This is a genomic window from Priestia sp. YIM B13552 (assembly GCF_042787775.1).
In the GTDB taxonomy this organism is placed as follows: domain Bacteria; phylum Bacillota; class Bacilli; order Bacillales; family Bacillaceae_H; genus Priestia; species Priestia megaterium_E.
The window spans coordinates 603,653-627,628 of sequence record NZ_JBHZOU010000001.1 but is presented as its reverse complement, the minus strand read 5'-3'; the positions used below and the strand labels follow the sequence as shown (position 1 = coordinate 627,628).

The window sequence follows — 23,976 nt, the reverse complement described above, 5'->3', positions numbered from 1 at the left end:
TGTTTGCGTTTTCACATAAAGTGATAGTAAAATATTGTTAGTTAAGTAGATGACAGGAAAGTACGCGGTTTTCCGGGGTTTGTGGTGGTAAATGTCGAGAAGAATACATAGTTTCACATTTAAAATCGTCGTAGAATAGAGCTATACAAAACGCAGGGAGGGAAATAAAGTGATTGATATTCATACGTACATATTGCCTAATATCGATAGCGGACCTGAGGAAGTAGACGGTTTTTTGAAGATGGCACGCTCCTTAGCGGATCAAGGCGTTCAGTCCGTTGTGGCGACGCCGCTTTATGATAGCGATCAAGAGTTTATGAAGCACCATTTATTTCTCTATGTAAATGCAGCTAATGAATGGCTCACAAATTCATGTGTTCCTCTACAAGTATTACCAGGTCAGCTTGTCCCTTTATCGCCTCAACTTCTGCGAAACTATGAGCGAAATCAGCTTCTTACGCTTAATCACACCGATAAATATTTATTTCTTTCACTGCCTGAATATGATATCTCACCTTATTTTGAAAAAACGCTGTATGATCTTCTCACAAAAGGCGTCGTGCCTATTCTACGTTCACCAGAATGTCATCCGATTTTCCGAGATCACCCTGAGCGTTTGTATGAGCTTGTTAAAAAAGGCGTACTCGTTCAGCTAAGCGCTGCTAGTATTCTCGGTTTAAACGGAAAAAAAGAAAGAAAAGCGGCGTGTACGTTTATTAAATACCGCTTAGCCCACGTGATTGCCTCTGGCGTTCATGCTCGCAATTACCACGACTATTCACTTTCAAAAGCGTATGATTATATTTCCGATATGTACGGTGCTTCAGAGCTTTATTTTTTTATTGAAAATGCAGAAGCGATTATCGACGGGCGTCCGGTGCATCAATTAGAGCCTGAGCCGATGAAAAAATTTAGTTTATTTAAATTATTTAGCTGAAAACAAGGGACTTTTCCATAAAAACGGGAAAGTCCCTTGTTTTGTCTTTCTTTCATTGTGGTATGGAATAGAAACAAAGTTAAAGAAAGGAAGGCTGAATATGATAAAAACTACAGCTGGAAAAGCAGCTATGTCCGTATTAAAAGAATGGAAGATCGATCACATTTTCGGTATGCCGGGAGATTCTATCAATCATTTTATGGACAATCTGCGAAGTGAAAAAGATGAAATTGAATTTATTCAAGTCCGTCACGAGGAAGTAGGCGCACTTGCGGCATCTTCTTACGCTAAAATCACGGGCAAAATCGGCGTATGTCTGTCAATTGGAGGGCCGGGTGCGATTCATTTGTTAAACGGTTTATATGATGCGAAAGCAGACGGTGCGCCGGTGCTAGTATTAGCCGGACAGGTGCCTCGTGCCAAGCTTGGCAATGAATCATTTCAAGAAGTAAACTTAGAACGTGTTTTTGACGATGTGTCGGTGTTTAACCACCGAGTAGATTCACCTGAATCATTTCCGCATCTGCTGCAGCAAGCGATTCGAACGGCTTACGCTAAAAAAGGTGTAGCAGTTCTAGTTATTCCAGATGATATTCCGTCTTCAACAATTAAAATTGATGAAAAAACGCCAATTGCTAATGTATCAAAAACCATTTCTCACAGTGACCCCGAAGATGTAGCTAAAGCGCTTCTAGCGATTAAATACGCTAAGAAACCAGTTATTTTAGCAGGAACAGGTGCCAAGCACGCCAAGCTTGAGTTAGCGCAGTTTGCGGAAAAAATTGCGGCGCCGATTATCTTTACGCTTCCGGGCAAAGGAATACTGCCTGATCATCATCCTTACAACCTAGGTCAGCTCGGGCAAATTGGGACAAAGCCGGCGTATGAAGCGATGGAAGAAACCGACTTATTGATTATGGTGGGAACTTCGTTTCCATACCGTGAGTTTTTACCAGATGGAGTTGAAGCGATTCAACTGGACTCTGACGCCACACAAATTGGCAGACGCTATCCTGTATCGATTGGCTTAGTCGGAGACTCGAAAACGACGCTGTCCCAGCTTGCGCATAATTTAGATTATCAAGAAAACCGTCGTTTCTTAGAAGAGTGTCAAGTTAATATGGAAAACTGGTGGAAGCACGTAGAAAAAGAAGAAAACGAAGTGAGTACGCTAATCAAGCCGCAGCAAGTCATCCCTAAGCTGCAAAAAATCGTCGATGATGATGCGATTGTATCTGTTGATGTCGGGAACGTAACGGTATGGATGGCGAGACATTTCCGCATGACGAATCAAAAATTTGTGATTTCAAGCTGGCTGGCAACGATGGGCTGCGGACTTCCGGCTGCGATTGCAGGAAAGCTTGCTCATCCTGAAAAACAATCGGTAGCCGTGTGCGGTGACGGAGGCTTTACGATGGTCATGCAAGACTTTGTGACGGCTGTGAAGTACAAGCTGCCAATCGTTGTCGTCGTCCTTAATAACAGTGAAATCGGGATGATTAAATATGAACAAGCCATTCAAGGGCACTTGGATTACCAAACGCAGCTTGGTGAAATGAACTTTGCGAAGTTCGCTGAATCGTGCGGAGGAATTGGCTACCGCGTTGAAAAACACGAGGAGCTCGAAACAGCGTTTGAAAAAGCAGCGCTTGCGAATGTTCCTGTTGTGATTGATGTTGTTATTGCGGATGAGCCGCCGCTTCCAGGCAAAATTTCATTCGGACAAGCAGCCAATTATTCGAAGCACATCATGAAAAAATTCTTTAAAGAACATGAGCTCGAAATGCCGCCGCTTCGTAAAGGACTAAGCAGAATGCTTTAATCAGTGACTCTCCGTATAGGAGAGTCTTTTTAGGAGGGATATCATGGGAGTATTTGAAATCATTTTACTTATTTTTGGTGCGGTCATGATGCTTGTGATTGTAGTGCCTGTTATCATTGCTATTATTCTTTGGATGAAAGATGAAAAACAAGAAGAGCATTCGGTTTTGAGAAACTATCCGCTGCTCGGGAAAATGCGCTATATTTTTGAGAAAATGGGGCCTGAACTGCGTCAGTATTTATTTTTGAATAATAACGAAGGCAAGCCGTTTTCTAGAAATCAATACGAGCAAACCGTTAAGTCAGGTAAATACCTCAACCGAATGATGGGGTTTGGCTCAGAGCGTGATTTTAACGAACCGGGCTATTATATTCGAAACGCGGTATTTCCAAAGCAGCGCGACGAAATGAAAGCGGATAATACGCAAAAAATTAAAACGAAAGTATATAAAATGGACGCCGATAACTTATTCAGCCGAAGAGAGCACCGAGAAGAAAAAGAAGCGGATCCGTTTTATTTGCGAGATGAAGAGGCGATCGTTATAGGTCCTTCATGCAAAAAGCCGTTTGTTGTAAAAGGATTAATCGGTCAATCCGGAATGAGCTTTGGAGCGCTTGGTGACCACGCGATTACCGCTTTATCACTAGGATTAGGACGTGCAGGCGGCACGTGGATGAACACGGGAGAAGGCGGACTGTCACCGTATCATTTAAAAGGAAACGTCGATATCATTTTTCAAATTGGGCCAGGGCTTTTTGGCGTTCGAACAAAAGAAGGCGAATTTTCCTGGGAAGAATTTAAAAAGAAAAGTGAAATGAAGCAAATCAAAGCGTTTGAAATTAAGCTCGCTCAAGGAGCTAAAACGCGAGGCGGTCACGTAGACGGTTCAAAAGTAACGGAAGAAATCGCTGAAATCCGCAACTTAAAGCCAGGAGAATCGGTAGACAGCCCAAACCGCTTTAAAGAGTTTGCGTCGTATCCTGAAATGTTCCAGTTTATTGAAAAACTTCGAGATGTGGGCGGCAAACCAGTAGGCATTAAAATGGTTGTCGGAAACACAAATGATCTTGAAGAAATGGCGGCTTATATGAAAGAGACGGGAAGCGGTCCTGATTTTATTACGATCGACGGAGCAGAAGGCGGAACAGGCGCATCGTTTCAAGAATTAGCGGACGGAGCGGGCGTACCTTTGTTTTCAGGACTTCCTTTTGTGGATGAACTGCTTAAAAAGTATGGCGTTCGTGATGAAGTAAAGCTTTTTGCATCGGGCAAGCTGTTAACGGCTGATAAAATTGCGACGGCTTTATCACTGGGTGCCGACTGCGTAAATATTGCAAGAGGCTTTATGTTTTCTGTCGGCTGTATTCAAGCGCAGGTTTGTCATAATAATCGTTGTCCAGTAGGAGTAGCCACAACGGATCCAAAGCTGCAAAAAGCGCTTATTATTGAAGAAAAGTCATACCGCGTGTGCAACTACGTGCTGTCATTACGTGAAGGATTGTTTAATTTAGCCGCAGCAGCCGGTATTGATTCGCCAACGAAGTTTTCAAAGAAACACGTGGTGCTCAAAAACAGCAGCGGACAGTTAGCTGATATTTCTACAAAGGAAAAGATGTACGTATAAAAAAGCTGCCGATTGGCAGCTTTTTTATTGTCTTCTTTGAAGTAAATGCAGGCAAAACTCTAAGTCTTTTTGAAGGTGTTCCTGCATTAATGCTTCTGCTTTTTCAGCATTGCGTTCTTTAATCGCATTATAAATCTCTTCATGTTCGTCAATTAAAAACGGGCGGTTGTAAAACACCACGGTATGACGGAATAAGTAAATGATGGACTGCATGCGGTCGATAATATTAATCATTACGTCATTGTTGCTTGCGTTCACAATGATGGCGTGAAAACGCTCATTCGCGCTCATAATGTCTTCAAACGAGCCGTTTCTTCCGATGTCTACGCATTCCTTTAACTCTTCTAATTCGTTATCAGATAAAAAAGTTGCCGCAGCTTTAGAAGCTGAGCCTTCTAGCAGCATTCGCACTTCAAACAAGTTGCGCAAGTCTTTTTCTGTGGGCGACACCACTTTTTTTCGGACAATCAGTCCTTCATATTCTAAGCGTCTGATGGAATCACGAATCGGCGTTCGGCTGAATCCAAGCTCGCTCGCTAATTTTTCTTCGACGATTTTTGTACCGCCTTCAAGCTCACCGTTTAAAATTTTATCTCGAATCATCTCATAAGAAGGGTGATGAGACGAACGAGAACCTTGATTTCTTAACATACTCTACTTCACCTCTAGCATTCGACACGAGGAAATCTCGTCTCTTTCTCTCTTTATTTTTTATCATTTTGTACGCGTATACCCAAATCATACTATAACTTGTGAAAAGGTGGGACTGAAAGTTTCGCTTTTAGAAATAAATTTCATTTAAAAAAAGGCTAGACAAATAAATAAAATGCGAATATGATGAGTGTATACAAAATTATCAGAAATGTATACAAAAAATATTTTAACGTATACATTATTTTTTTTAACATATTTGAAAACGTATACAACAAGGGGAGGAAACGAAAATGACAAAACGCGTTGGATTTATTGGACTTGGAATTATGGGAAAACCGATGACACTCAATTTATTAAAAGCAGGTTTTGAGGTAACGGTTTACGATATTAATAAAGCAGCAGTAGAAGAAGTGAAAGCAGCAGGAGGATTTGGAGCAGAAAGTCTTGCTGAAGTTGCAGTGAACAGCGAAGTGATGATCACGATGCTTCCAGCTTCACATCATGTAAAAAGCGTAGTGCTTGGAGAAGAAGGGTTAATTCATAGCGCCAAAGAAGGAAGCGTTATCATCGATATGAGTTCCATTTCACCGGTAGCATCAAAAGAAATTGCGGCTGAGCTTGCACAAAAAGGAATTCACATGCTAGACGCTCCGGTTAGCGGCGGAGAGCCAAAAGCAATTGACGGCACGCTTGCAATTATGGTCGGAGGAAATGAGCACATCTTTGAAAGCGTTTCACCGATTCTTCATGCGATGGGAGCAGAAATAACGCTTGTTGGAGACAACGGAAGCGGCGTAACGGCTAAGCTTGCAAACCAAGTGATTGTAAACTTAAACATTGCAGCGATGTCTGAAGCACTTGTACTAGCAGCCAAAGCAGGCATTGACGTTGAAAAAATGTATCAAGCGATTCGCGGCGGATTAGCAGGAAGCGCTGTATTAGATGCAAAGGTACCGCTGATTTTAGACCGCAACTTTGTAGCAGGCGGACGCATTGATATTAACTTAAAAGATATGACAAACGTGATGGAAACGGCTCATGACATTGGCGTACCGCTTCCGCTTTCAAGTCAGCTTGTGGAAATTTTCCACGCGTTAAAAGTAGACGGAAAAGCAAGCGATGATCACGGCGGAATTGTACAGTACTATGAAAAGTTAGCAAACGTTGAAGTGAAAAAGAAGGTGGAAGCATGATTAAACAGCAGGAGAAACGTCTTGTAAGCGACGTGTTTAAAAACATTCCAGCGGTCGATGAAGCACTTGTACAGAAAATGCTCGACGAAGAGCTTCTGACGTTTAATCAAAAAATCATTGTGCTAGATGATGATCCAACGGGTGTTCAAACGGTTAACGGCATTTCCGTCTATACAGACTGGAGCAAAGACAGCATCAAGCAAGGATTTTTAGAGGAAAACTCCATGTTTTTTATTCTAACAAATTCACGCGGGTTTACCGCTTCTGAAACGGAAAAAGCCCACGCGGACATTGCCGCTGTTATTACAGAAGTAGCGGCTGAAGTAGATAAAGAGTTTTTAATTATCAGCAGAGGTGATTCGACTCTTCGCGGTCACTATCCGTTAGAAACAGAAGTGTTAAAGAAAACCGTCGAACAGCATTCCAATCAAGTGCTGGACGGCGAAGTGATTTTTCCTTTCTTTAAAGAAGGCGGACGATTCACCGTTGATAACATTCACTACGTGCAGGATGAAGACTACTTAGTGCCGGCAGGAGAAACCGAGTTTGCAAAAGACCGTACGTTTGGCTACAGTAAGTCTCATTTAGGCGAGTGGGTAGAAGAAAAGTCAGAAGGAAAATTCAAAGCAAGTCATACGACGTATATTTCGCTCACGAGCATTCGTGCCCTTGATTTAGTGACAATCACAAATCAGTTAATGGAAGTGAAAGACTTTAACAAAGTAATCGTGAACGCAGTGGATTACGTGGATGTGAAAGTTGTGACGATTGCGCTTCTTCGCGCGATGAAGCTCGGAAAGCACTTTATGTATCGCAGCGCTGCAGCTCTAACAAAAGTAATGGGCGGCGTGAGCGATAAAGATTTGTTAACAAAAGAAGAGCTCATTAAAGAAAAGTCGTCAAACGGCGGATTAATTATGGTTGGTTCGCATGTTAAAAAAACAACAGAGCAGTTAGAAGAATTGAAGAAATGCAGCTTCATTGAATTCATTGAATTTGATTGTCATCTTGTCTTAGAACCTGAAAAGTTTGAAGAAGAAGTGAATCGTATTATCAATGAAGCAGAGAAGCTTATTTCACAAGGTCAAACGGTAGCTGTGTATACAAGACGCGAGCGCTTAGATCTTGGCGAAGGCAAAAAAGAAGAAGAGCTTAAATTATCGGTAAAAATTTCAGATGCGGTTACAAGCATTGTTCACCGCTTGAACGTTCGTCCAAACTTTATCGTGGCAAAAGGCGGCATTACGTCAAGTGATATTGGGGTAAAAGGCTTATCGGTAAAGCGCGCGACGGTTGCTGGACAAATCAAGCCGGGCATTCCGGTGTGGGTAACGGGAGAGGAAAGCAAGTTTCCAGGCATTGCGTACATCATTTTCCCTGGAAACGTCGGAGCCAAAACAACGCTTCGTGAAACGGTCGAATTATTAAGTAAATAGGAAGAAGTGAACGTACGATGTGCGTTCACTTTAGAAAATATTTGAAAGCGTATACATTATTTGGATGTACGTACATGAAAAATGGTCACACTAAGGGGATGAACATATGAATTCAGTATTCGGATTAAGTCATGAAGCAAGTCTTTTGCTGTATGCAATTGTATCGATCGTTGGACTTATCTTTTTAATTGCTAAGTTTAAAACAAATCCGTTCGTAGCGCTAATTCTCGCGGCTTTGTTTATGGGTCTTATTTCAGGAATGAAGCTGCCTGATATCGTAACGGCTTTCCAAGAAGGAGTAGCGAGCGTCTTAGGATTTATCGCGATTGTTCTTGGTCTTGGAGCGATGTTAGGTAAAATGATGGCAGAGTCAGGCGGAGCCGAGCGTATTGCCCGCACGTTAATTAAAGTATTCGGTGAAAAGAACGTACACTGGGCGATGATGGTTGTAGCCGTTATTTGCGGTATCCCGGTCTTTTTCCAAGTTGGTGTTGTGTTATTAATTCCTCTTGTGTTTGTAATTGCCAAGCATACGGGTACGTCACTTATTAAAATCGGTTTATCATTAATTGCCGGTTTAGCCGTTGTTCACAGTTTGGTACCTCCGCATCCGGCAGCGATGCTAGCGGTGGATATCTTTAAAGCAGATTTAGGTAAAACGATTTTGTATTCATTAGTTGTGGCATTTCCAGCTGCAGCCGTGGCAGGTCCGATTTACGGATCGTTCATTTCACGCCGTGTTCACGTCGAGCCAACGGGTGAAATCATGGAGCAGTTCACTGAGTCAAAGCATAAAGATCTTCCTGGCTTCGGAATTACGTTATTTACTATTTTACTACCGGTACTATTAATGCTTTTAGCAACAATTACTGGGTTTGTTTATCCAGAAACAAGTACGATTCGCTACGTAACAAACTTTATCGGAAGTCCAATCGTTGCGCTATTGATTTCGCTAGTGTTTGCTTTCTATTCTTTCGGTTTTGCAAGAGGGTACAACAAAGATGATTTATTAAAATTCACAAACGAATGTCTTGGACCCGTTGCTTCGATTATTTTAATCATCGGTGCAGGCGGCGGTTTTAATAAAATTTTAACAGCAAGCGGTGTAGGTGACGCGATTGCAGGATTTGCTCAAGATGCACATCTTTCTCCTATCGTACTAGCGTTTGTGATTGCAGGGTTAATTCGTGCAGCAGTGGGTTCAGCAACAGTAGCAATGACAACAGCAGCAGGTATTGTAGCACCAATTGCAGCAACGATGCCAAACGTAAGCCCAGAGCTGCTAGTACTAGCAACAGGCGCAGGTTCTGTGATGCTATCGCACGTAAATGATTCTGGCTTCTGGTTAATCAAAGAATTCTTTAATATGTCAGTGGCTCAAACGTTAAAAACGTGGACAGTGATGGAAACGATTCTATCGTTTGCAGCGTTTGCAATGGTTCTTATTTTAGACATTTTTCTTTAATACGAAATATATTCAAAATATTTCAAATAATGAGAAAAAAAGACTAGATTTTCCTCATTTCGATAGTATAGAATAGTTATAAAGTAGCAAAAGGGGGTAGATGTATGACAAATGTTGAAAATTATCAAATTGGTTTGACGACAAAAGCATTAATTCCAGTGAATGATCCTATTCACCGCACAAAGGTGCTGGATGCAGCAGGAGAATACATGCTAAGCAAGACGTGTAAGCAATTATTAGAAGAAGCGTGCATTCGAGAATTAAGTACGTTTAAGGGGTCCATCGCTGCCGTTCGAAAAATGTTTCCGTACAAACAGCTTACGCCGCTTGTTATTAATCGTTCACAAGCCATCATTGCGTTTCCAACATCTTCGCCAAATGACTATGGCTGCGCCTGGATTTTTGCCTCTCATGTTCATACTTCACATACGCTTGCTTCAGTTCATTCACCCTCTATGCTGATTCACTTCAAAGACGGAACGTTCATTCCAGTGAAACTTTCTTATTATAGTTTAGAAAAAAAGCTGGCCAGAGCAGCTGTTATTCGTAATTATTGTTTAGAAAGTCCGCTTGTCTTGGCATAATGCGTTCGATTTATCATACAAACCTGTCCTACATATGAACAATCGTTTGGACTACACATATGAACGGAAGGAGGAAGCTTATCATAAGCTTCCTCTTTTTCTTACTCCCTAAGAAGTGAGGCCTTTAGCTTTTTGCGAGCTGCTTTTCCCCAGTTTTTAACGGCTCCCGTGGAGACTCCGTATTTATAGGCGATATCTTTATACGAGTAGCCTTCTAGCAGATGTTCGATTACATAGATTTTTTCTCTTCCCGTTAAGTGTTCGATATGCTGCTTGATAATTTCACTTTCTAGCGGAACGGGAAGAGCGGGATCTTCATTTAGTGAAAGCAGGTTCTGCTCAGCCGGTGTTTCGCGTTCTTCGTATAAAATGGTGCCTTTTAAATGAGAAAGGATCGTACCGCGCACGGTTGTGTAGGCATAAGCAGAAAAAGATCCTTTGCTTTCGTCAAATTTTTGATACGCTCTCCATAAACCAATCAACGCAATTTGATAATATTCGTCGTAGTCTTTGTAAATATGAAATTTTTTAATCATCGACACAATTAATGGATGAAAAGATGAAGCGATTTGATCAAACGAGCTTTTTTGCATGTGGCATTCCTTTTTCAAAAACGCGTTTTTGCTGTATTCCGCCGGTATCTCTACTGTACAAGGGGAAGATCACATGTGCGAATGAACGTACATTATGTTTTCTTTTTAAGAAACGTGACGTAATTTCCCCGGAAACTTCACGTTTCGCTAGGAAATATGCGAAGTATACGTGTATTTGTAGAGATTTTACGTACGAAAGGTCCCCCATTCCAATTTCTACTAATCTATAATTATTTCTATATCTATTATCGATGTAGCAACTCTACCATCACGGAAGAGCGGTGATGATAGAGTTGCTAGACCTTTGAGGGTATATTCGCAGGAGCTACTAATTTTGAGTTCTTCTTTATGAAAGCAATTTGCTGAGAGTGTAAGAAGAACTTGTAAAGGGGAGATTGAATGAAGGCGATGGTTGGGGTAAATGTGGCGGCGGCTGTTTTGTGCGGTGCGGTGATGTATGCGGGGACGCAGCACTGGCAGGAGCAAACGGAAGCGCAGGCAAGTGAAGTAAAAACTGCTGTTGTACATAAAGAAAAACAGTTTTCCGATGTATCTGCTTATACAAAAAATCTTCCAGACTTTATCACAAAGCAAATCCAGTCATCTATCGCAAATAAAAAGCCTCTGACTCTTGTAATTGCCACATCCGCAAAGGAAGCAGGGTGGCCTCAGCAGTTAAAAAAAGAGCTAGCAGCTACATATGGAAGTGATGTATTTACGGTTAAAACACTTTCATACGGTAACGGGACAACGGATGAGCTTTTATCCTCACATATTGCCGATCAAATTGATCAGCTTCAGCCAAACATTATTCTGTTTGAAGCACCTCTTAAAAATGATTATCAGCATCTTACGCTAGATGAGACGCTTGAAAATACAGACAAGCTGATTCATCAGCTCAAAGACTTGAAAAAAACCCTTATGATTCAGCCGTCACAGCCATATATTTCACAAACCGAGTCCTATGAAGAAGGGGTAGAAGCGATCAGGGGAGTCTCTGAAGCAAACTGGGTATATTATATGAATCACTCGCTCATTTGGCCGTTTCATTTAGGAGAGTATATAAATAAAGACAGCGGGGATTTAACGAAAAAAGGAAACGAAGTGTGGGGAGAGTACGTTGTGAATTGGTTTACGGGAAAATAAAAAACAAGCCCTATTTCAAAAGAAATAGGGCTTGTTTTTTATAATTTTATTAGATTATGACTTTTCCTCGTTTTATAGTAGTAGCTTTTTGTATCTCTACACTTATAAAGCTTAAAGCCAAAGATCTCTAAAGGAGTCCAAAGTTTTTTAATGTTTACGAGTGGCATTTTAATTCTCCGTTCTGTTCTTTATAAAGGTCTATATATTCATTATAAAGAATACAAGAGTAATAGTAAATACTATAAAGAACGGTTTATTTAAAAAATTCTTTATAAAGAATTTTCAAGGTTTTTATTTTTGCTTATCAACATTCAGGAGTGATTTTTATCATAGCCCAAGTTATTTATTCTTGCTAAATTAATGTTGTGAAAAACATCACAAAATAAATTGTAAAGGATGATCCAAATTAAAACGTAATTAGATCACTTATTTTTTTTGCTTGCTGTTAAAGCAATGGAATCGCATACATACCATAACAGTGTTAGATAACCTAACACATAAGTTGAACGATTCAGAAAATTCATATATCTTAAATGTATCTTTAAAGATGCATAGGAAATATATCTTTGGAACAAGCAGGTATAGACGCCAGGGGAGGAATGGAAGATGCAAAAAAAGAAACTCGTATTGATTGGAAATGGAATGGCTGGAGTTCGAGCGATTGAAGAAGTATTGAAGGTTTCAAGCGAAGCGTTTGAAATTACGATTTTCGGAAGCGAGCCTCATCCAAACTATAATCGTATTTTACTATCAAAAGTGCTGCAAGGAGATACGAATGTTGAAGACATTACGTTAAACGATTGGAACTGGTATCAAGAAAACAATATTACATTATATACGGGCGAAACGGTTACTAGTATCGATTCAGTGAAAAAAGAAGTAGCGACAAACAGCGGCAGAGTAGAATCGTATGATGAGTTGATTTTAGCAACGGGCTCTCTTCCTTTTATTCTTCCGATTCCAGGGTCTGATAAAAAAGGAGTTACGGCTTTTCGAGATATAAAAGACACGGATGAAATGCTTCAGGCTTCTCAGCAGTATAAAAAAGCAGCGGTTATTGGAGGCGGACTGCTTGGATTAGAAGCAGCGCGCGGACTGTTAAATTTGGGAATGGACGTATCTGTCATTCATTTAGCTCCGTATTTAATGGAACGTCAGCTTGATCCAACAGCCGGCAAATTGCTTCAAAACGAATTAGAAAAACAAGGCATGAAGTTTTTGCTTGAAAAACAAACCGCAGAAATCGTCGGCGATGAGCGAGTTGAAGGGTTATCTTTTAAAGATGGGACGTTTTTAGACGCTGATTTAGTCGTGATGGCGGTTGGAATTAAGCCAAATGTTCAGCTTGCAAAAGAAGCGGGACTTAACGTAAACCGAGGAATTGTTGTAAATGACTATATGCAAACGGATATTCCAAACATCTACGCGGTTGGAGAATGTGCAGAGCATAGAGGAATGGTATACGGACTGGTGGCACCTCTGTATGAACAAGGAAAAGCATTAGCAAAAGCGATTTGCGGTGCAGAAAAAGTCCCTTATGAAGGATCGGTTTTATCCACGCAGCTAAAAGTATCAGGTGTTGAAGTATTCTCAGCAGGAGACTTCACGGAAGATGAAGAGAAAAAAGCGATCAAAGTGTTCGATGAACAAGACGGCATTTATAAAAAGCTTGTTTTGCGAGGCAATCAAATTGTAGGAGCCGTTCTTTTTGGAGACAGCAGCGACGGAAATCGACTGTTTTCAATGATTCAAAAACAAGAAGATGTATCCGATGTCGCAAAAGTGTCGATTTTACAGCCATCTGGCGGTAACGCGGGTGAAAGCTTAGTAGCAAGCATGAGCGCCGATGATATTATTTGCGGCTGTAACGGCGTAACAAAAGGTACGATTGTGGAAGCGATCCAAAAACAAGGATGCTCATCGGTTGATGAAATCAAAGCTTGTACAAGTGCCTCTCGCTCTTGTGGAGGATGTAAACCGCTTGTAGCGGAAGTGCTTCAGCATACGCTTGGCGCTGACTTTGAGGCGGCGGTTCAAAAAGAAGCGATTTGCGGCTGTACGACTCTATCACGAGATGAAGTTGTCGAAGAAATTAAAGCAAAAGGACTTTCGCATACGCGTGAAGTGATGAATGTACTTGGCTGGAATAATGAAGAAGGCTGTTCGAAATGCCGTCCGGCGCTAAATTATTATTTAGGTATGGTGAATCCAACTGGATACGTTGATGAACGCGAATCGCGATTTGTGAATGAACGCATGCACGCAAATATTCAAAAAGACGGCACGTATTCTGTTGTTCCTCGCATGTACGGAGGCGTCACAAATGCAGAAGATTTACGGAAAATTGCCGATGTTGTTGATAAATATGAAATTCCGCTCGTAAAAGTGACGGGTGGTCAGCGTCTTGATTTGTTTGGTGTTAAAAAAGAAGATTTGCCTAGCGTATGGGAAGAGTTAGATATGCCTTCTGGCTACGCGTACGGCAAGTCGCTGCGGACGGTGAAAACATGCGTCGGCGAACAGTTTTGCCGTTTTGGCACGCAGGATTCAATGGGCGTTGGAATTGTGCTTGAGAAAAAATTTGAAGGACTATGGACGCCTCATAAAGTGAAAATGGCTGTATCTGCTTGTCCGAGAAGCTGTGCTGAGTCAGGCATTAAAGATATTGGCTTTATTGGAATCGACGGCGGCTGGGAAATTTATGTGGGCGGAAATGGAGGTACGCATCTTCGCGGCGGAGATTTATTGTATAAAGTAAAAACAGACGAAGAATTGATGGACATCACAGGAGCTTATTTGCAGTATTACCGAGAAACGGCTAATTACTTAGAGCGTACGTCTGCATGGATTGAGCGGATGGGACTGTCACACATTCAGTCCGTGCTTGATGACGCCCAGACGAGAAGAGAGCTGAATATGCGTATGGACGAAGCGTTATCTACGTACCGTGATCCTTGGAAAGAAATCGTCGAAAGCAAAAAGACGAAAAAAGAGCTGTTCGAAACAGTTGTCACATCATAAAGCTGGGGGGAAATAAAGATGGTGAATAAAAACATTACAAAAGTATGCGTAGGGTCGATTCATGATTTTCCGGTAAGCCTAGGTAAAACAGTGAAAGTAAACGGAAAAGAAATTGCGGTGTTTAAGCTATCAAGCGGAAAAATAAGAGCAATTGAAAATCGCTGTCCGCATAAAGGCGGGGTGCTAAGTGAAGGAATCGTCAGCGGCGACTCGGTGTTCTGTCCGATGCACGACTGGAAAATTTGCTTGCATGACGGTAACGTGCAAGAGCCTGACAGCGGCTGTGTCGACACGTACGAAGCGTCTGTTGAAGAAGATTTGCTGTATCTTTTAATTGAAGAATAAGTACCGTGGCGCGTTGATTTTCAACGCGCCACAAAAATTCAAAGGGACACACTAAAAGGAGCGAAGCAAAAATGAGAACGGGAAAAGTGTACATTGTAGGAGCCGGACCAGGAGATCCAGATTTACTAACGATAAAAGCAGCCAAATGTTTAGAAAAAGCAGATGTTATTTTATACGACCGATTAGTGAATCCTGTTCTTCTTCAGTATGCAAAAGAAGGAGCCGAACTCGTCTACTGCGGGAAAAAGCCTGGTGATCACTGCGTTTCTCAAGAGGATATTCATGATTTGCTTGTATTCTACGCAAGAAAAGGAAACACCGTCGTGCGGTTAAAAGGCGGAGATCCGTTTATTTTCGGAAGAGGCGGTGAAGAAGCAGAAGTGCTTGCTCAGCATAGAATTCCATTTGAAATCGTTCCGGGTATTACAGCGGGCATTGCGGCACCGGCTTATGCTGGAATTCCTGTGACGCATCGTGAGCTGAGCCGTTCGTTTGCCGTTGTGACGGGACACTGTTTGAGCGGCAAGCCGGAAAGCATTCGCTGGGAGCATTTAGCCAAAGGAGTTGATACGCTTGCGATTTATATGGGCGTTAAAAACTTACCGTATATTTGCCGTCAGCTTTTAGACGCCGGAAAAAGCGCGGATACGCCGGTCGCGCTTATTGAACAAGGCACGTCGGTTTATCAGCGCACGGTTACGGGCACGCTTGGCACAATTGTAGACACGGCTGCTGAACAGCAAGTGAGTAATCCCGCGATGATTGTGATTGGTGAAGTGGTGAAGCAAGCTTCTGCTCTTTCTTGGTTTTTGGAAAAAACAGAAGAAAAAGTATGCGTCTAAGATGAATAAAAGGAGGAAACACTTTTGCTTAAGAATTCACTGCAGTCAATGAATGAGTTAGCCCGTGAAAAGACTAAGCTTGTGAATGAGCATTTGCCGAGTTATTTGCTGTTAGCTGTGCTAGCGGGTGCTTATGTAGGACTTGGCGTTATATTAGCTCTATCGGTAGGAGCGCCTCTAGCTTCTGCTTCTTTACCGGTCGTTTCTCTTGTGATGGGGTTATCTTTTGCTGTTGCTCTCCTGCTTGTTGTATTTGCAGGAGCTGAATTGTTTACGGGGAATCATATGGTTTATACGATTAGTACGCTATCAGGAGTCACTACGTGGAAAGATACGTTTAAAAACTGGACGTGGTGTTTTACCGGAAATGCGATAGGTGCGTTTGGGCTTTGTTTGTTAATTACCGGAACCGGTTTGTTTAAAGGAATTGAACCGAACCATTTACTTATGACGCTGGCAGCTAAAAAAATGAATTTGCCGGTCAGTGAATTGTTTTTTCGCGGCATCCTTTGCAACTGGCTTGTTTGCCTGGCAATTTGGACGGCTACGCGCACTAAAAGCGATGCGGCAAAGATCATGCTCATTTTTTGGATGCTGTTTGCATTTGTTGCTTCAGGGTACGAGCACAGCGTGGCAAATATGACGTTTCTTGGTCTAGCTTTATTGCTTCCGCATCCTGATGCGATTTCGGCTGCTGGGCTATTTCATAATTTAATTCCCGTTACACTCGGAAACATCGTAGGGGGAGGTCTGTTTGTGGGAAGCATTTACTGGTTCGTGAACGCTAGGCAGCTGAAAGAAAACGAAAAACAGCCGGCTCCTCTCTCAGCTGACTTGAATTCTGCTAAACTGTCTAAATAACAAAAAAACCGCTCTTTGTACCATGTAGTCTGCTTTTTAAAGCTATCATCACGGTATTTTAGAGCGGTTTCTTCTATATAATATAAACTGCTTAAAGCGTATTCACATCTATACGTATCGAACAAGCAGTATTGTTCTTCATTTTATAGAAACAGGATGTCTGTGAGAATTGAATCGGACAGATTCTGTTGAAATGAATGTGTGAGGGTGCAGGTATCATCGAAGAGGCAGAGGGCATCTTAGAATTTTAATGTTGTTTGGCATTTTATGCTCTTTTTGAGCGTCCTTAAAGCAGTTGTACATTGCTTTGCTACCTGAATGATTAGCGGAGTGAATCGTAATTCGATCGGCATATAAATGATGCTTTACCATAAAATGCACGAGCATTAATCCATTCCGTGTCTTACTCAGTAAATCGTGATCGAGTGATAAATGTTCAACATCGAATGATCTTAGCAGATCAATACATTCATCAATCGTTTCGGCTAAAACATGACCGTCAGGGCATTTGCGATAGTCGTCTAGAAAAACATTGATTTTCATGACTGATTCTCCCTTCCTTGCCTTGTATTTAGTGTAACATACATAATGTCATATACCTACCTAAGTCTATTCGACACGTTTTAAGCTATTCCTTCTTAAATAGGGGTAAAAACACGAATTTTTATCATTATTTGCATATTCGAGGCGAATAAACAGGAAATAAGGAAAGAGATGTCGAACGAAAAATGAATAAATAAACAGTTTAAACTGGAAATTCACTTTTTTTATTCCGCGACCTTTGTGTAAGAGAGTCATTTAAATCCTAGATTTGACAAGGGATAGAACCGAATTAACCATTAAAACATTGTGAGAAAAAAACGATAATTTGTGATTTTTTTAAAATAAATTGGAAATTTCTCTTTACGAAAAAGATGTTTGGGACGTATAATTTGATTTAAGGATTTTTTGGAACATAGTATGACAATATGACAAAAAAGAAAAGTAAGGTGAATAGAATGGGTAAGTTATTTAGTATCGGTGAAGTATTAATTGATATGATTCCAGCTCAAAAAGGTCTTCAATTGAAAGAAGTGGAATCGTTTACGCGTGTGCCAGGCGGAGCGCCGGCAAACGTTGCAGCAGTTGTTGCTACATATGGTAATGAGTCAGCGCTTATTACAAAAGTTGGGGAAGATGCGTTTGGAGACTTTCTAGTAGATACGCTTCGTGAAGTAGGAGTAGGTACTGATATGATCTATCGTACAGAAGAAGCAAACACAGCTTTAGCTTTCGTTTCCCTGCGTGAAGACGGAGAAAGAGATTTCAGCTTTTATCGTAATCCTTCAGCAGATTTATTGCTAACTGAAGACGAAATTAACCCTGATTGGTTTGCAAGCAACGATGTTCTTCACTTCTGTTCGGTTGATTTAGTTGAAAGCCCTATGAAATACGCTCATATGAAAGCGATTAAAAGCATGAAAGAAAAAGGCGGCGTTATCAGCTTTGATCCAAATGTACGTCTTCCACTGTGGAAAGACCATGAGCTATGCCGTCAAACGATTTTAGAATTTATTCCACAAGCGCACATTGTCAAAATTTCAGACGACGAGCTAGCTTTTATCACAGGCATTGAAGATGAACAGCAAGCAGTTCAGTCTCTATTTACAGGTGACGTTCAAGTAGTTGTGTTTACAAAAGGTGCAGAAGGCGCAACGCTTTATACAAAACAAGCTGTCTATGAATCAAACGGTTACAAAGTAGCGGTTGTTGATACAACAGGTGCAGGAGATGCGTTTATTGGCGGATTCCTTTATCAGCTATTAAGCCGCGATGTGTCACAGGAAAATTTAACGGCTATTCTTGACTCTGACCACGATGCTATTTTACGTTTTGCAAATGCAAGCGGTGCCTTAACGACAACTGGAAAAGGTGCGATCAGCTCAATCCCAGCTAAAGAAGTAGTAGAGCAATTTTGTAAGCCTGTAGCTAACTAAAATGAAAAGGCTTTATCTCTTCTTATTTTCAATCAGCAGAGGCGTCTGTTTCTGCTGATTGCAGATCACATAAGAGGGAGAAGCGAGCTGCGGAGTAAGAAGAAAAAAATTTTTTCTGTTTTTAAAAAATAATCAAAAAAATTTCTAGCTAAATAATAAATGTTCGTGTTAGTATAATACGAGCAGCAAGAAATAGCAGTTTTACCACCATTTATGAAAACGTTATATATTTATCGATGTAGGAAATTTAATAGGATCAAAGAGCGACCCTATTAAATTTTCTAGACCTAAGCGGTTGCTGCCTCCCTTGCGGGGTAGGCATCATCCGCGTAAGTGGACCTTTGGGGGAATATTCGAGGGAGTATAAGTGCTTGACTCTTTGCCCTTGATGAAAGAAAAGCAGCAGGTCGTTACATACGATGTACATAGATTAGAAATAGGAAAGTAGGTTAAGAGAAAGATGGATATTTTGCTAGGTGTTCTTCCTTCCGTTGCGTGGGGAAGCATGATTTTAGTTAGTATGAAGATGGGCGGTGGACCTTACAGTCAAACGCTGGGAACAATTATTGGAGCTTTGATTCTTTCATTTGTTCAGTTTATGATTGTGCAGCCGGTGTTAACGCCAACGCTCGTTATTGTCGGAATTGTTTCAGGTTTGTTCTGGTCAGTAGGTCAAAGCAATCAGTTTAAAAGTGTTCCATACCTTGGTGTTTCAAAGTCAATGCCGATTTCAACGGGTATGCAATTAGTATCAACAGCTCTTTTTGGTGTTATTGTATTTAAAGAATGGTCAACGCTTCAAACGATTGTACTTGGATCTATTGCGATTCTTTTAATACTAGCAGGCGTTGTGCTTTCTTCATTAGACGGTAAAAAAGAAGGAGCACAAGGGACTCCAGGACAAACGAAAAAAGGAGTTATCACTCTTATCATTTCAAGTCTTGGGTTCTTAGTTTACGTAGTTATCGCACGTATCTTCAACGTAGACGCATGGGCAGCTTTATTCCCGCAAGCAATCGGTATGTTAATTGGCGGCTTAATCATTACATACAAACATAAGCCATTTAACAAATATACGATTCGTAATATCTTACCAGGTCTAATCTGGGCATCTGGAAACATGTTCTTATTCTTATCTCAATCAAGACTAGGCGTAGCAACAAGCTTTTCATTATCGCAAATGGGTATCGTTATTTCAATTTTTGGCGGTATTGTCTTCTTGGGAGAAAAGAAAACAAAGCGTCAATTATTCTATGTATCTCTTGCGAGTGTACTGATTATTTCAGGCGGTATCTGTATCGGCCTCGCAAAAGCCCACGCTTAATTTATCCTTAATTTATCGATGTAGAAAAACCCCCATGGCTAAAGTACAGCCATGGGGGTTTTTCTAGAACTAAGGGTTTGAGGCACCCCTTGCGGGGTAGCCTCAAACCCTTAGTGAAGGTCAAAACCTTAGTAGAAACCAAATCTTAGTGTTCTTCAGTGCTCTTCGGAATTTCAAGGCTGCATGTTTATGTTGGGGTTTCTCATTCTTAAGGCTGATTGTTTTTCATTCTTTGTTAGGAAGCTGTTTGGTGTGAGATGGCTTATAGTAGGAGAAAAGGATGGAGGAGAGGCTATGATTAAGAGTATTTATGAGACGCATGTGCAGGTTCGGAGTTTGGAGGATTCGATTGAGTTTTATAGACGTCTTGGGCTGACGTTTGTTCATCGAGTTGAAGAGAGGCGCTGTGCTTTTTTCTTTGTTGGGGAACAAAAGCAGATGCTTGGACTTTGGGAAACCGATGAAAAAGAGTTGAAAAGAAGTCATTTTGCTTTTGGAATTGAAGCAGCTGATATTCATGAAGCGTTAACGTGGCTGCGTTCAAAAGGTATTGAACCGGAAGAGACGTCGTTTGGAAAGCCGCAAACAGAACCGATTGTTCATACGTGGATGCCGGCAGCGTGCGTGTATTTTAATGACCCTGACGGTAACAGTTTGGAGTTAATTACACTTTTAGATGATAAGCCTGTCGTATCTAAGGATTTTCCGTATTTAAGTGAATGGAACAAGAAACAGCAGTGAAAACTGCTGTTTTTTTTGTGTATCATAAACATAAGTTTGACATAATAATAAACATATAATATATTTGTTTATAAATTAATAAACAAATAAGAAAGGTGTCTATTTATATGGTGAACGATTTGTTTTGGGAATCATCTTTTGAAGAGATGAAAAAAGGGTACGGGGAAAGTGAAGATCACTACCACTGCTTACTGTGCGGTGAAAGCATTGAAAAAGGCATTATTTATCCGGTGGAAGGTGTTTTTTATGAAGCAAAACGTTATATGAAGCTTCATGTGGAGCAGCAGCACGGGTCTGTATTCCAACATTTAATAGCGCTAGATAAAGATGTAACGGGTCTGTCTGATCATCAAAAAAATTTAGTGAAGTTTTTTAAAGAAGGAAAAAGCGATAGTGATATTCAAAAAGAAATGGGAATTGGCAGTTCATCGACCATTCGAAATCACCGCTTTACGTTAAAGAAAAAAGAGCGTCAGGCAAAAGTGTTTTTAACGCTCATGGAACTGTTGAACGACGGGGAAGAAGAAAAAGCGGTATCCGTAACAAATACGGCGCCTAGAAGAAGTCAGAGCTACAGCGTCAGTGATGAAGAACGTGAAAAAATTTTAGCGAAGAATTTTCCGCAAGGTTTAAACGGACCTCTTCGTACTTTTCATTTGAAAGAAAAACACCGTCTTGTTGTTCTTGAAGAGTTAAGCGGGCATTTTGATGTTGGAACAACGTATACCGAAAAAGAAGTAAATGATAAGTTAACACCTTTTTATGACGACTACGCGGTGCTGCGACGCTATTTAATTGAGTACGGTTTCTTAGAGCGCAGCGCAGACGGAAGCAGCTACTGGAGAAAAGGAGAGACAGAGATGAGTATGGAATCAAAAGACTGTAAAAAGCAAATGAAGCAGCTAGCGAAAGAAGTCAAAACAGAAGGCGGCGTGTATCAAATTAAAAATCTTCACAACGATAAGATTTACATTGGCTCTACGCCTAACATCAAAACGTTAAACGGCGTAAAGTTCACGTTAAAGACGAACACTCATCAAAATAAAGAGCTTCAAAACGAGTGGAATACGTACGGAGCGGATGCTTTTTCAATTGAGATGCTGGAAACGATTAAAAGAGAAGAAGAAAAAGCACTTTCAAAAAAGGATTTGCTGAAACTGGAAGCGAAATGGTTAGAGAAGCTGCAGCCTTACGGCGAAAAAGGCTATCATTCGCCGAAAGCTGATACAAAGGAGAAATAGGTGTGAAGAATCAAGATGTGAAAAGTGAAGCAGTGGAATCAGAAAAGTCCGTCAGTAAGCTGATGCTTGTGTTTTTGATTCCGCTCATGTTAAGTAACGCCATGCAGTCAGTTGGGCAGCTGGCGGGAAGTATTATTGTCGGAAGAGCGCTTGGAGTTGATGCGTTAGCCGCTATTTCCGCTTTTTTTCCTCTGTTTTTTCTGCTCGTGTCGTTTTCGATTGGAATTGGTTCAGGAAGTTCCATTTTAATCGGGCAAGCGTACGGGGCACAAAACGAAAAACGCGTCAAAGAAATTATCGGTACCACGCTCACGTTTACCTTTTTAGTCGGAATTGTGCTTGCTGTTTTAGGAAGCATATTTGCTCCGGATATTCTTCGGATTATGGGAACGCCGGCTAATATTATTGACGTAACGGTTCACTATGCGCGCATTTTGTTTGTGGCAATTCCTGTTTTGTTTTTATACTTTGTTTATACGACGTTTATGCGCGGAACCGGAGACTCTAAAACGCCTTTTTACTTTTTAGTTGTGAGTACGGTCTTAAACATCATTTTCCTTCCGATTTTAATTTTTGGATGGATCGGAGTACCAAAGCTTGGAGTGTACGGTGCTGCGTACGCAACGGTGTTTTCAACTGTATTAACGTTCATTATTATGATTGTTTATTTACGCAAGAAAAATCATCCGCTAAAGTTTGACTCATCTATTTCATTAAAAATGGACGGAACGCTTTTAAAGCTGCTTATGCGTTTAGGGATTCCAGCGAGTATCAATATGATTTTAGTTTCTCTTTCTGAAATTGCGGTTATTACGTTTGTAAACGGATTTGGCTCAGACGCTACAGCAGCGTACGGAGCGGTGAACCAAGTGGCAAGCTATGTACAAATGCCGGCAATCAGCTTAGGAATTGCGGTTTCTATTTTTGCGGCGCAGTCGATTGGCGCCAATAAATTTGAGCGTTTAAAAGAAGTTATCCGCTCTGGAATTATGCTGAATTACGTTATTGGCAGCGTATTGATTTTACTTATTTATCTCTTTTCCAATCAAATTTTAGCTCTGTTTTTAACAAGTCAGCATACGCTCCATATTGCCGAAGAGCTGTTAGTGATAACACTTTGGAGCTATTTGATTTTCGGTCATGCGCAAATTATTACCGCTACGATGCGAGCAAGCGGTACGGTGCTTTGGCCGACGGTATTTAGCATTATGGCTATTTGGTGTGTAGAAGTACCTGTAGCCTACGTGTTATCGCAGTTTACCTCTCTTGCGATCAAAGGGATTTGGATTGGATATCCAGCGGCGTTTGTGGTCAGCTTAATCCTGCAGTACAGCTATTATCAATTTGTATGGAAGAAAAAGAAAATTGAACGTCTTGTCGGATAAAAAACGAGTGGAAACGCTCGTTTTTTATTTTTCCTAATTAAAACACCCTTAGCTAAGAGTTTTAATAGGATAGTGCATATAACTTTTTGATGAAAAGAGGGTATGACACTATGAGTAAATCTGGATTTGTGCCGGATAATTCAAATATTAAAAAAAGCTCAGGAACGCCTAATTTGTCAGTGAATTATAAGCAAAACGTCCTGTTCAAACGAAACGATCAAAATATAGCGTATCAACTAACCTCAACTCAGCTGCCTGCAATGCTCGGAGGTGCTTTTGTTGATTTATATATGACGAAAGGGCATATGAGAGAACCGCACTGGCATCCAAACGCGTGGGAATTAGATATCGTCGTTTCAGGTGAAGTGCAGGTGTCTGTCTTGGACCCTGATACAAGCAACATGCACAATTACCGAATAAAAGAAGGGGAAGTTGTGTTTATACCGATGGGCTGGTGGCATTGGATTGAACCCTTATCGGAAGAAGCGCATCTTCATCTCTTTTTTAACAATGATCAATTTGAGTCTACAGAAGGATCCGACGTGCTGCGCTTAACGCCTCCCATCGTGTTTCAAAAAGCATACGGAGTAAGCGCAAGCGAAGTAGCAGAAGCCGTTGCTCCGATTACGGATACGGTTATCATTGGACCGCCTAATCATTCTTATTATCAAAAGAGCTATCTCAAAGATGAACGGGATGAAAGAATTGTGGTTAAAATAAATGAAAAAGTAGTGCCTGCTGAAGATAAGTAGCCTAAAAAACCATTGAGCCTATGGTCAATGGTTT

Annotated in this window: 21 protein-coding genes; 18 read left to right on the top strand and 3 right to left on the bottom strand. The window is 41.0% G+C overall.

The genetic code is table 11. The annotated features are described in order from the left end of the window. The first annotated feature begins 169 nt into the window (after window positions 1-169). The 3 genes from ACFX40_RS03160 to ACFX40_RS03150 all read left to right on the top strand — a co-directional run bounded on the left by ACFX40_RS03160 (window position 170) and on the right by ACFX40_RS03150 (window position 4,383). The gene (locus ACFX40_RS03160; protein ID WP_047751468.1) at window positions 170-937 is read left to right on the top strand and encodes a tyrosine-protein phosphatase; all 768 of its coding nucleotides are present in this window, start codon (window positions 170-172) and stop codon (window positions 935-937) included. A 100-nt stretch (window positions 938-1,037) separates the two neighbouring features. Then, complete coding sequence (locus ACFX40_RS03155; RefSeq protein WP_377254045.1) at window positions 1,038-2,759, top strand: pyruvate oxidase; 1,722 nt, start codon at window positions 1,038-1,040, stop codon at window positions 2,757-2,759. A 43-nt stretch (window positions 2,760-2,802) separates the two neighbouring features. Then, the gene (locus ACFX40_RS03150) at window positions 2,803-4,383 is read left to right on the top strand and encodes an FMN-binding glutamate synthase family protein (protein WP_377254043.1); all 1,581 of its coding nucleotides are present in this window, start codon (window positions 2,803-2,805) and stop codon (window positions 4,381-4,383) included. Between the two features lie 24 nt (window positions 4,384-4,407). Here ACFX40_RS03150 and ACFX40_RS03145 read toward each other — a convergent pair whose 3' ends face one another. Beyond that, window positions 4,408-5,034 carry a GntR family transcriptional regulator gene (locus tag ACFX40_RS03145; RefSeq protein ID WP_028414247.1) on the bottom strand — a complete coding sequence of 209 codons (627 nt, stop codon included), beginning with the start codon at window positions 5,032-5,034 and terminating at the stop codon, window positions 4,408-4,410. Window positions 5,035-5,327: 293 nt separating this feature from the next. Here ACFX40_RS03145 and garR point away from each other — a divergent pair, with 293 nt between their 5' ends. From garR to ACFX40_RS03125, 4 genes are all read left to right on the top strand, one after another. Beyond that, window positions 5,328-6,230 carry a 2-hydroxy-3-oxopropionate reductase gene (gene garR, locus ACFX40_RS03140; protein ID WP_114894485.1) on the top strand — a complete coding sequence of 301 codons (903 nt, stop codon included), beginning with the start codon at window positions 5,328-5,330 and terminating at the stop codon, window positions 6,228-6,230. Next, the gene (locus ACFX40_RS03135; protein ID WP_377254041.1) at window positions 6,227-7,666 is read left to right on the top strand and encodes a four-carbon acid sugar kinase family protein; all 1,440 of its coding nucleotides are present in this window, start codon (window positions 6,227-6,229) and stop codon (window positions 7,664-7,666) included. Before garR ends, ACFX40_RS03135 begins: the two co-directional genes overlap by 4 nt. 106 nt (window positions 7,667-7,772) lie before the next feature. After that, a complete protein-coding gene (locus ACFX40_RS03130; protein WP_377254039.1) occupies window positions 7,773-9,131 on the top strand; it encodes a GntT/GntP/DsdX family permease in 1,359 nt (452 codons plus the stop codon). Window positions 9,132-9,235: 104 nt separating this feature from the next. After that, window positions 9,236-9,715, top strand: a complete 480-nt coding sequence (locus ACFX40_RS03125; RefSeq protein ID WP_098332219.1) for a competence protein ComK — start codon at window positions 9,236-9,238, stop codon at window positions 9,713-9,715. A gap of 101 nt (window positions 9,716-9,816) precedes the next feature. On the opposite strand, the gene ACFX40_RS03120 is transcribed toward ACFX40_RS03125, so the two are convergent. Further along, a complete protein-coding gene (locus ACFX40_RS03120; protein ID WP_053486977.1) occupies window positions 9,817-10,308 on the bottom strand; it encodes a sigma-70 family RNA polymerase sigma factor in 492 nt (163 codons plus the stop codon). A 399-nt stretch (window positions 10,309-10,707) separates the two neighbouring features. On the opposite strand from ACFX40_RS03120, the gene ACFX40_RS03115 reads away from it, so the two are divergent. The 5 genes from ACFX40_RS03115 (at window position 10,708) to ACFX40_RS03095 (ending at window position 16,523) form a co-directional block, all read left to right on the top strand. Continuing rightward, entirely contained in the window at window positions 10,708-11,454 is a 747-nt protein-coding gene (locus tag ACFX40_RS03115) for an SGNH/GDSL hydrolase family protein (RefSeq protein WP_377254037.1), read from the top strand. A gap of 606 nt (window positions 11,455-12,060) precedes the next feature. Continuing rightward, window positions 12,061-14,475 carry a nitrite reductase large subunit NirB gene (gene nirB, locus ACFX40_RS03110; RefSeq protein WP_377254035.1) on the top strand — a complete coding sequence of 805 codons (2,415 nt, stop codon included), beginning with the start codon at window positions 12,061-12,063 and terminating at the stop codon, window positions 14,473-14,475. An 18-nt stretch (window positions 14,476-14,493) separates the two neighbouring features. Beyond that, window positions 14,494-14,820: a nitrite reductase small subunit NirD gene (gene nirD, locus ACFX40_RS03105; protein WP_098332222.1), complete on the top strand. Its 327-nt coding sequence runs from the start codon at window positions 14,494-14,496 to the stop codon at window positions 14,818-14,820. A gap of 71 nt (window positions 14,821-14,891) precedes the next feature. Then, the gene (gene cobA, locus ACFX40_RS03100) at window positions 14,892-15,662 is read left to right on the top strand and encodes a uroporphyrinogen-III C-methyltransferase (RefSeq protein WP_050691768.1); all 771 of its coding nucleotides are present in this window, start codon (window positions 14,892-14,894) and stop codon (window positions 15,660-15,662) included. A 24-nt stretch (window positions 15,663-15,686) separates the two neighbouring features. Further along, entirely contained in the window at window positions 15,687-16,523 is an 837-nt protein-coding gene (locus tag ACFX40_RS03095; protein ID WP_377254033.1) for a formate/nitrite transporter family protein, read from the top strand. A 216-nt stretch (window positions 16,524-16,739) separates the two neighbouring features. Here ACFX40_RS03095 and ACFX40_RS03090 read toward each other — a convergent pair whose 3' ends face one another. Beyond that, window positions 16,740-17,066: a cyclic-phosphate processing receiver domain-containing protein gene (locus tag ACFX40_RS03090; RefSeq protein WP_025749520.1), complete on the bottom strand. Its 327-nt coding sequence runs from the start codon at window positions 17,064-17,066 to the stop codon at window positions 16,740-16,742. Window positions 17,067-17,521: 455 nt separating this feature from the next. Here ACFX40_RS03090 and ACFX40_RS03085 point away from each other — a divergent pair, with 455 nt between their 5' ends. From ACFX40_RS03085 to ACFX40_RS03060, 6 genes are all read left to right on the top strand, one after another. Continuing rightward, entirely contained in the window at window positions 17,522-18,499 is a 978-nt protein-coding gene (locus ACFX40_RS03085) for a carbohydrate kinase family protein (RefSeq protein WP_377254031.1), read from the top strand. 460 nt (window positions 18,500-18,959) lie between these two features. Further along, the gene (locus tag ACFX40_RS03080; RefSeq protein ID WP_014461163.1) at window positions 18,960-19,823 is read left to right on the top strand and encodes a GRP family sugar transporter; all 864 of its coding nucleotides are present in this window, start codon (window positions 18,960-18,962) and stop codon (window positions 19,821-19,823) included. 294 nt (window positions 19,824-20,117) lie between these two features. Continuing rightward, on the top strand, window positions 20,118-20,564 hold the full coding sequence (locus ACFX40_RS03075) for a VOC family protein (RefSeq protein ID WP_377237573.1): 447 nt from the start codon (window positions 20,118-20,120) through the stop codon (window positions 20,562-20,564). Between the two features lie 107 nt (window positions 20,565-20,671). After that, complete coding sequence (locus ACFX40_RS03070; protein ID WP_377254029.1) at window positions 20,672-21,805, top strand: DUF2087 domain-containing protein; 1,134 nt, start codon at window positions 20,672-20,674, stop codon at window positions 21,803-21,805. A 62-nt stretch (window positions 21,806-21,867) separates the two neighbouring features. Next, window positions 21,868-23,190: an MATE family efflux transporter gene (locus ACFX40_RS03065; RefSeq protein ID WP_240717448.1), complete on the top strand. Its 1,323-nt coding sequence runs from the start codon at window positions 21,868-21,870 to the stop codon at window positions 23,188-23,190. Window positions 23,191-23,300: 110 nt separating this feature from the next. Then, window positions 23,301-23,942 (top strand): cupin domain-containing protein, encoded by a 642-nt coding sequence (locus tag ACFX40_RS03060; protein WP_377254027.1) that lies wholly within the window; start codon window positions 23,301-23,303, stop codon window positions 23,940-23,942. The last annotated feature ends 34 nt before the right edge of the window (window positions 23,943-23,976 follow it).

Coding starts and splice junctions, on each gene's coding strand:
- ACFX40_RS03155 (WP_377254045.1), top strand. CDS start 1,038: ATGATAAAAACTACAGCTGGAAAAGCAGCTATGTCCGTATTAAAAGAA.
- ACFX40_RS03150 (WP_377254043.1), top strand. CDS start 2,803: ATGGGAGTATTTGAAATCATTTTACTTATTTTTGGTGCGGTCATGATG.
- ACFX40_RS03145 (WP_028414247.1), bottom strand. CDS start 5,034: ATGTTAAGAAATCAAGGTTCTCGTTCGTCTCATCACCCTTCTTATGAG.
- garR (WP_114894485.1), top strand. CDS start 5,328: ATGACAAAACGCGTTGGATTTATTGGACTTGGAATTATGGGAAAACCG.
- ACFX40_RS03135 (WP_377254041.1), top strand. CDS start 6,227: ATGATTAAACAGCAGGAGAAACGTCTTGTAAGCGACGTGTTTAAAAAC.
- ACFX40_RS03130 (WP_377254039.1), top strand. CDS start 7,773: ATGAATTCAGTATTCGGATTAAGTCATGAAGCAAGTCTTTTGCTGTAT.
- ACFX40_RS03125 (WP_098332219.1), top strand. CDS start 9,236: ATGACAAATGTTGAAAATTATCAAATTGGTTTGACGACAAAAGCATTA.
- ACFX40_RS03120 (WP_053486977.1), bottom strand. CDS start 10,308: ATGCAAAAAAGCTCGTTTGATCAAATCGCTTCATCTTTTCATCCATTA.
- ACFX40_RS03115 (WP_377254037.1), top strand. CDS start 10,708: ATGAAGGCGATGGTTGGGGTAAATGTGGCGGCGGCTGTTTTGTGCGGT.
- nirB (WP_377254035.1), top strand. CDS start 12,061: ATGCAAAAAAAGAAACTCGTATTGATTGGAAATGGAATGGCTGGAGTT.
- nirD (WP_098332222.1), top strand. CDS start 14,494: ATGGTGAATAAAAACATTACAAAAGTATGCGTAGGGTCGATTCATGAT.
- cobA (WP_050691768.1), top strand. CDS start 14,892: ATGAGAACGGGAAAAGTGTACATTGTAGGAGCCGGACCAGGAGATCCA.
- ACFX40_RS03090 (WP_025749520.1), bottom strand. CDS start 17,066: ATGAAAATCAATGTTTTTCTAGACGACTATCGCAAATGCCCTGACGGT.
- ACFX40_RS03085 (WP_377254031.1), top strand. CDS start 17,522: ATGGGTAAGTTATTTAGTATCGGTGAAGTATTAATTGATATGATTCCA.
- ACFX40_RS03080 (WP_014461163.1), top strand. CDS start 18,960: ATGGATATTTTGCTAGGTGTTCTTCCTTCCGTTGCGTGGGGAAGCATG.
- ACFX40_RS03075 (WP_377237573.1), top strand. CDS start 20,118: ATGATTAAGAGTATTTATGAGACGCATGTGCAGGTTCGGAGTTTGGAG.
- ACFX40_RS03070 (WP_377254029.1), top strand. CDS start 20,672: ATGGTGAACGATTTGTTTTGGGAATCATCTTTTGAAGAGATGAAAAAA.
- ACFX40_RS03065 (WP_240717448.1), top strand. CDS start 21,868: ATGCTTGTGTTTTTGATTCCGCTCATGTTAAGTAACGCCATGCAGTCA.
- ACFX40_RS03060 (WP_377254027.1), top strand. CDS start 23,301: ATGAGTAAATCTGGATTTGTGCCGGATAATTCAAATATTAAAAAAAGC.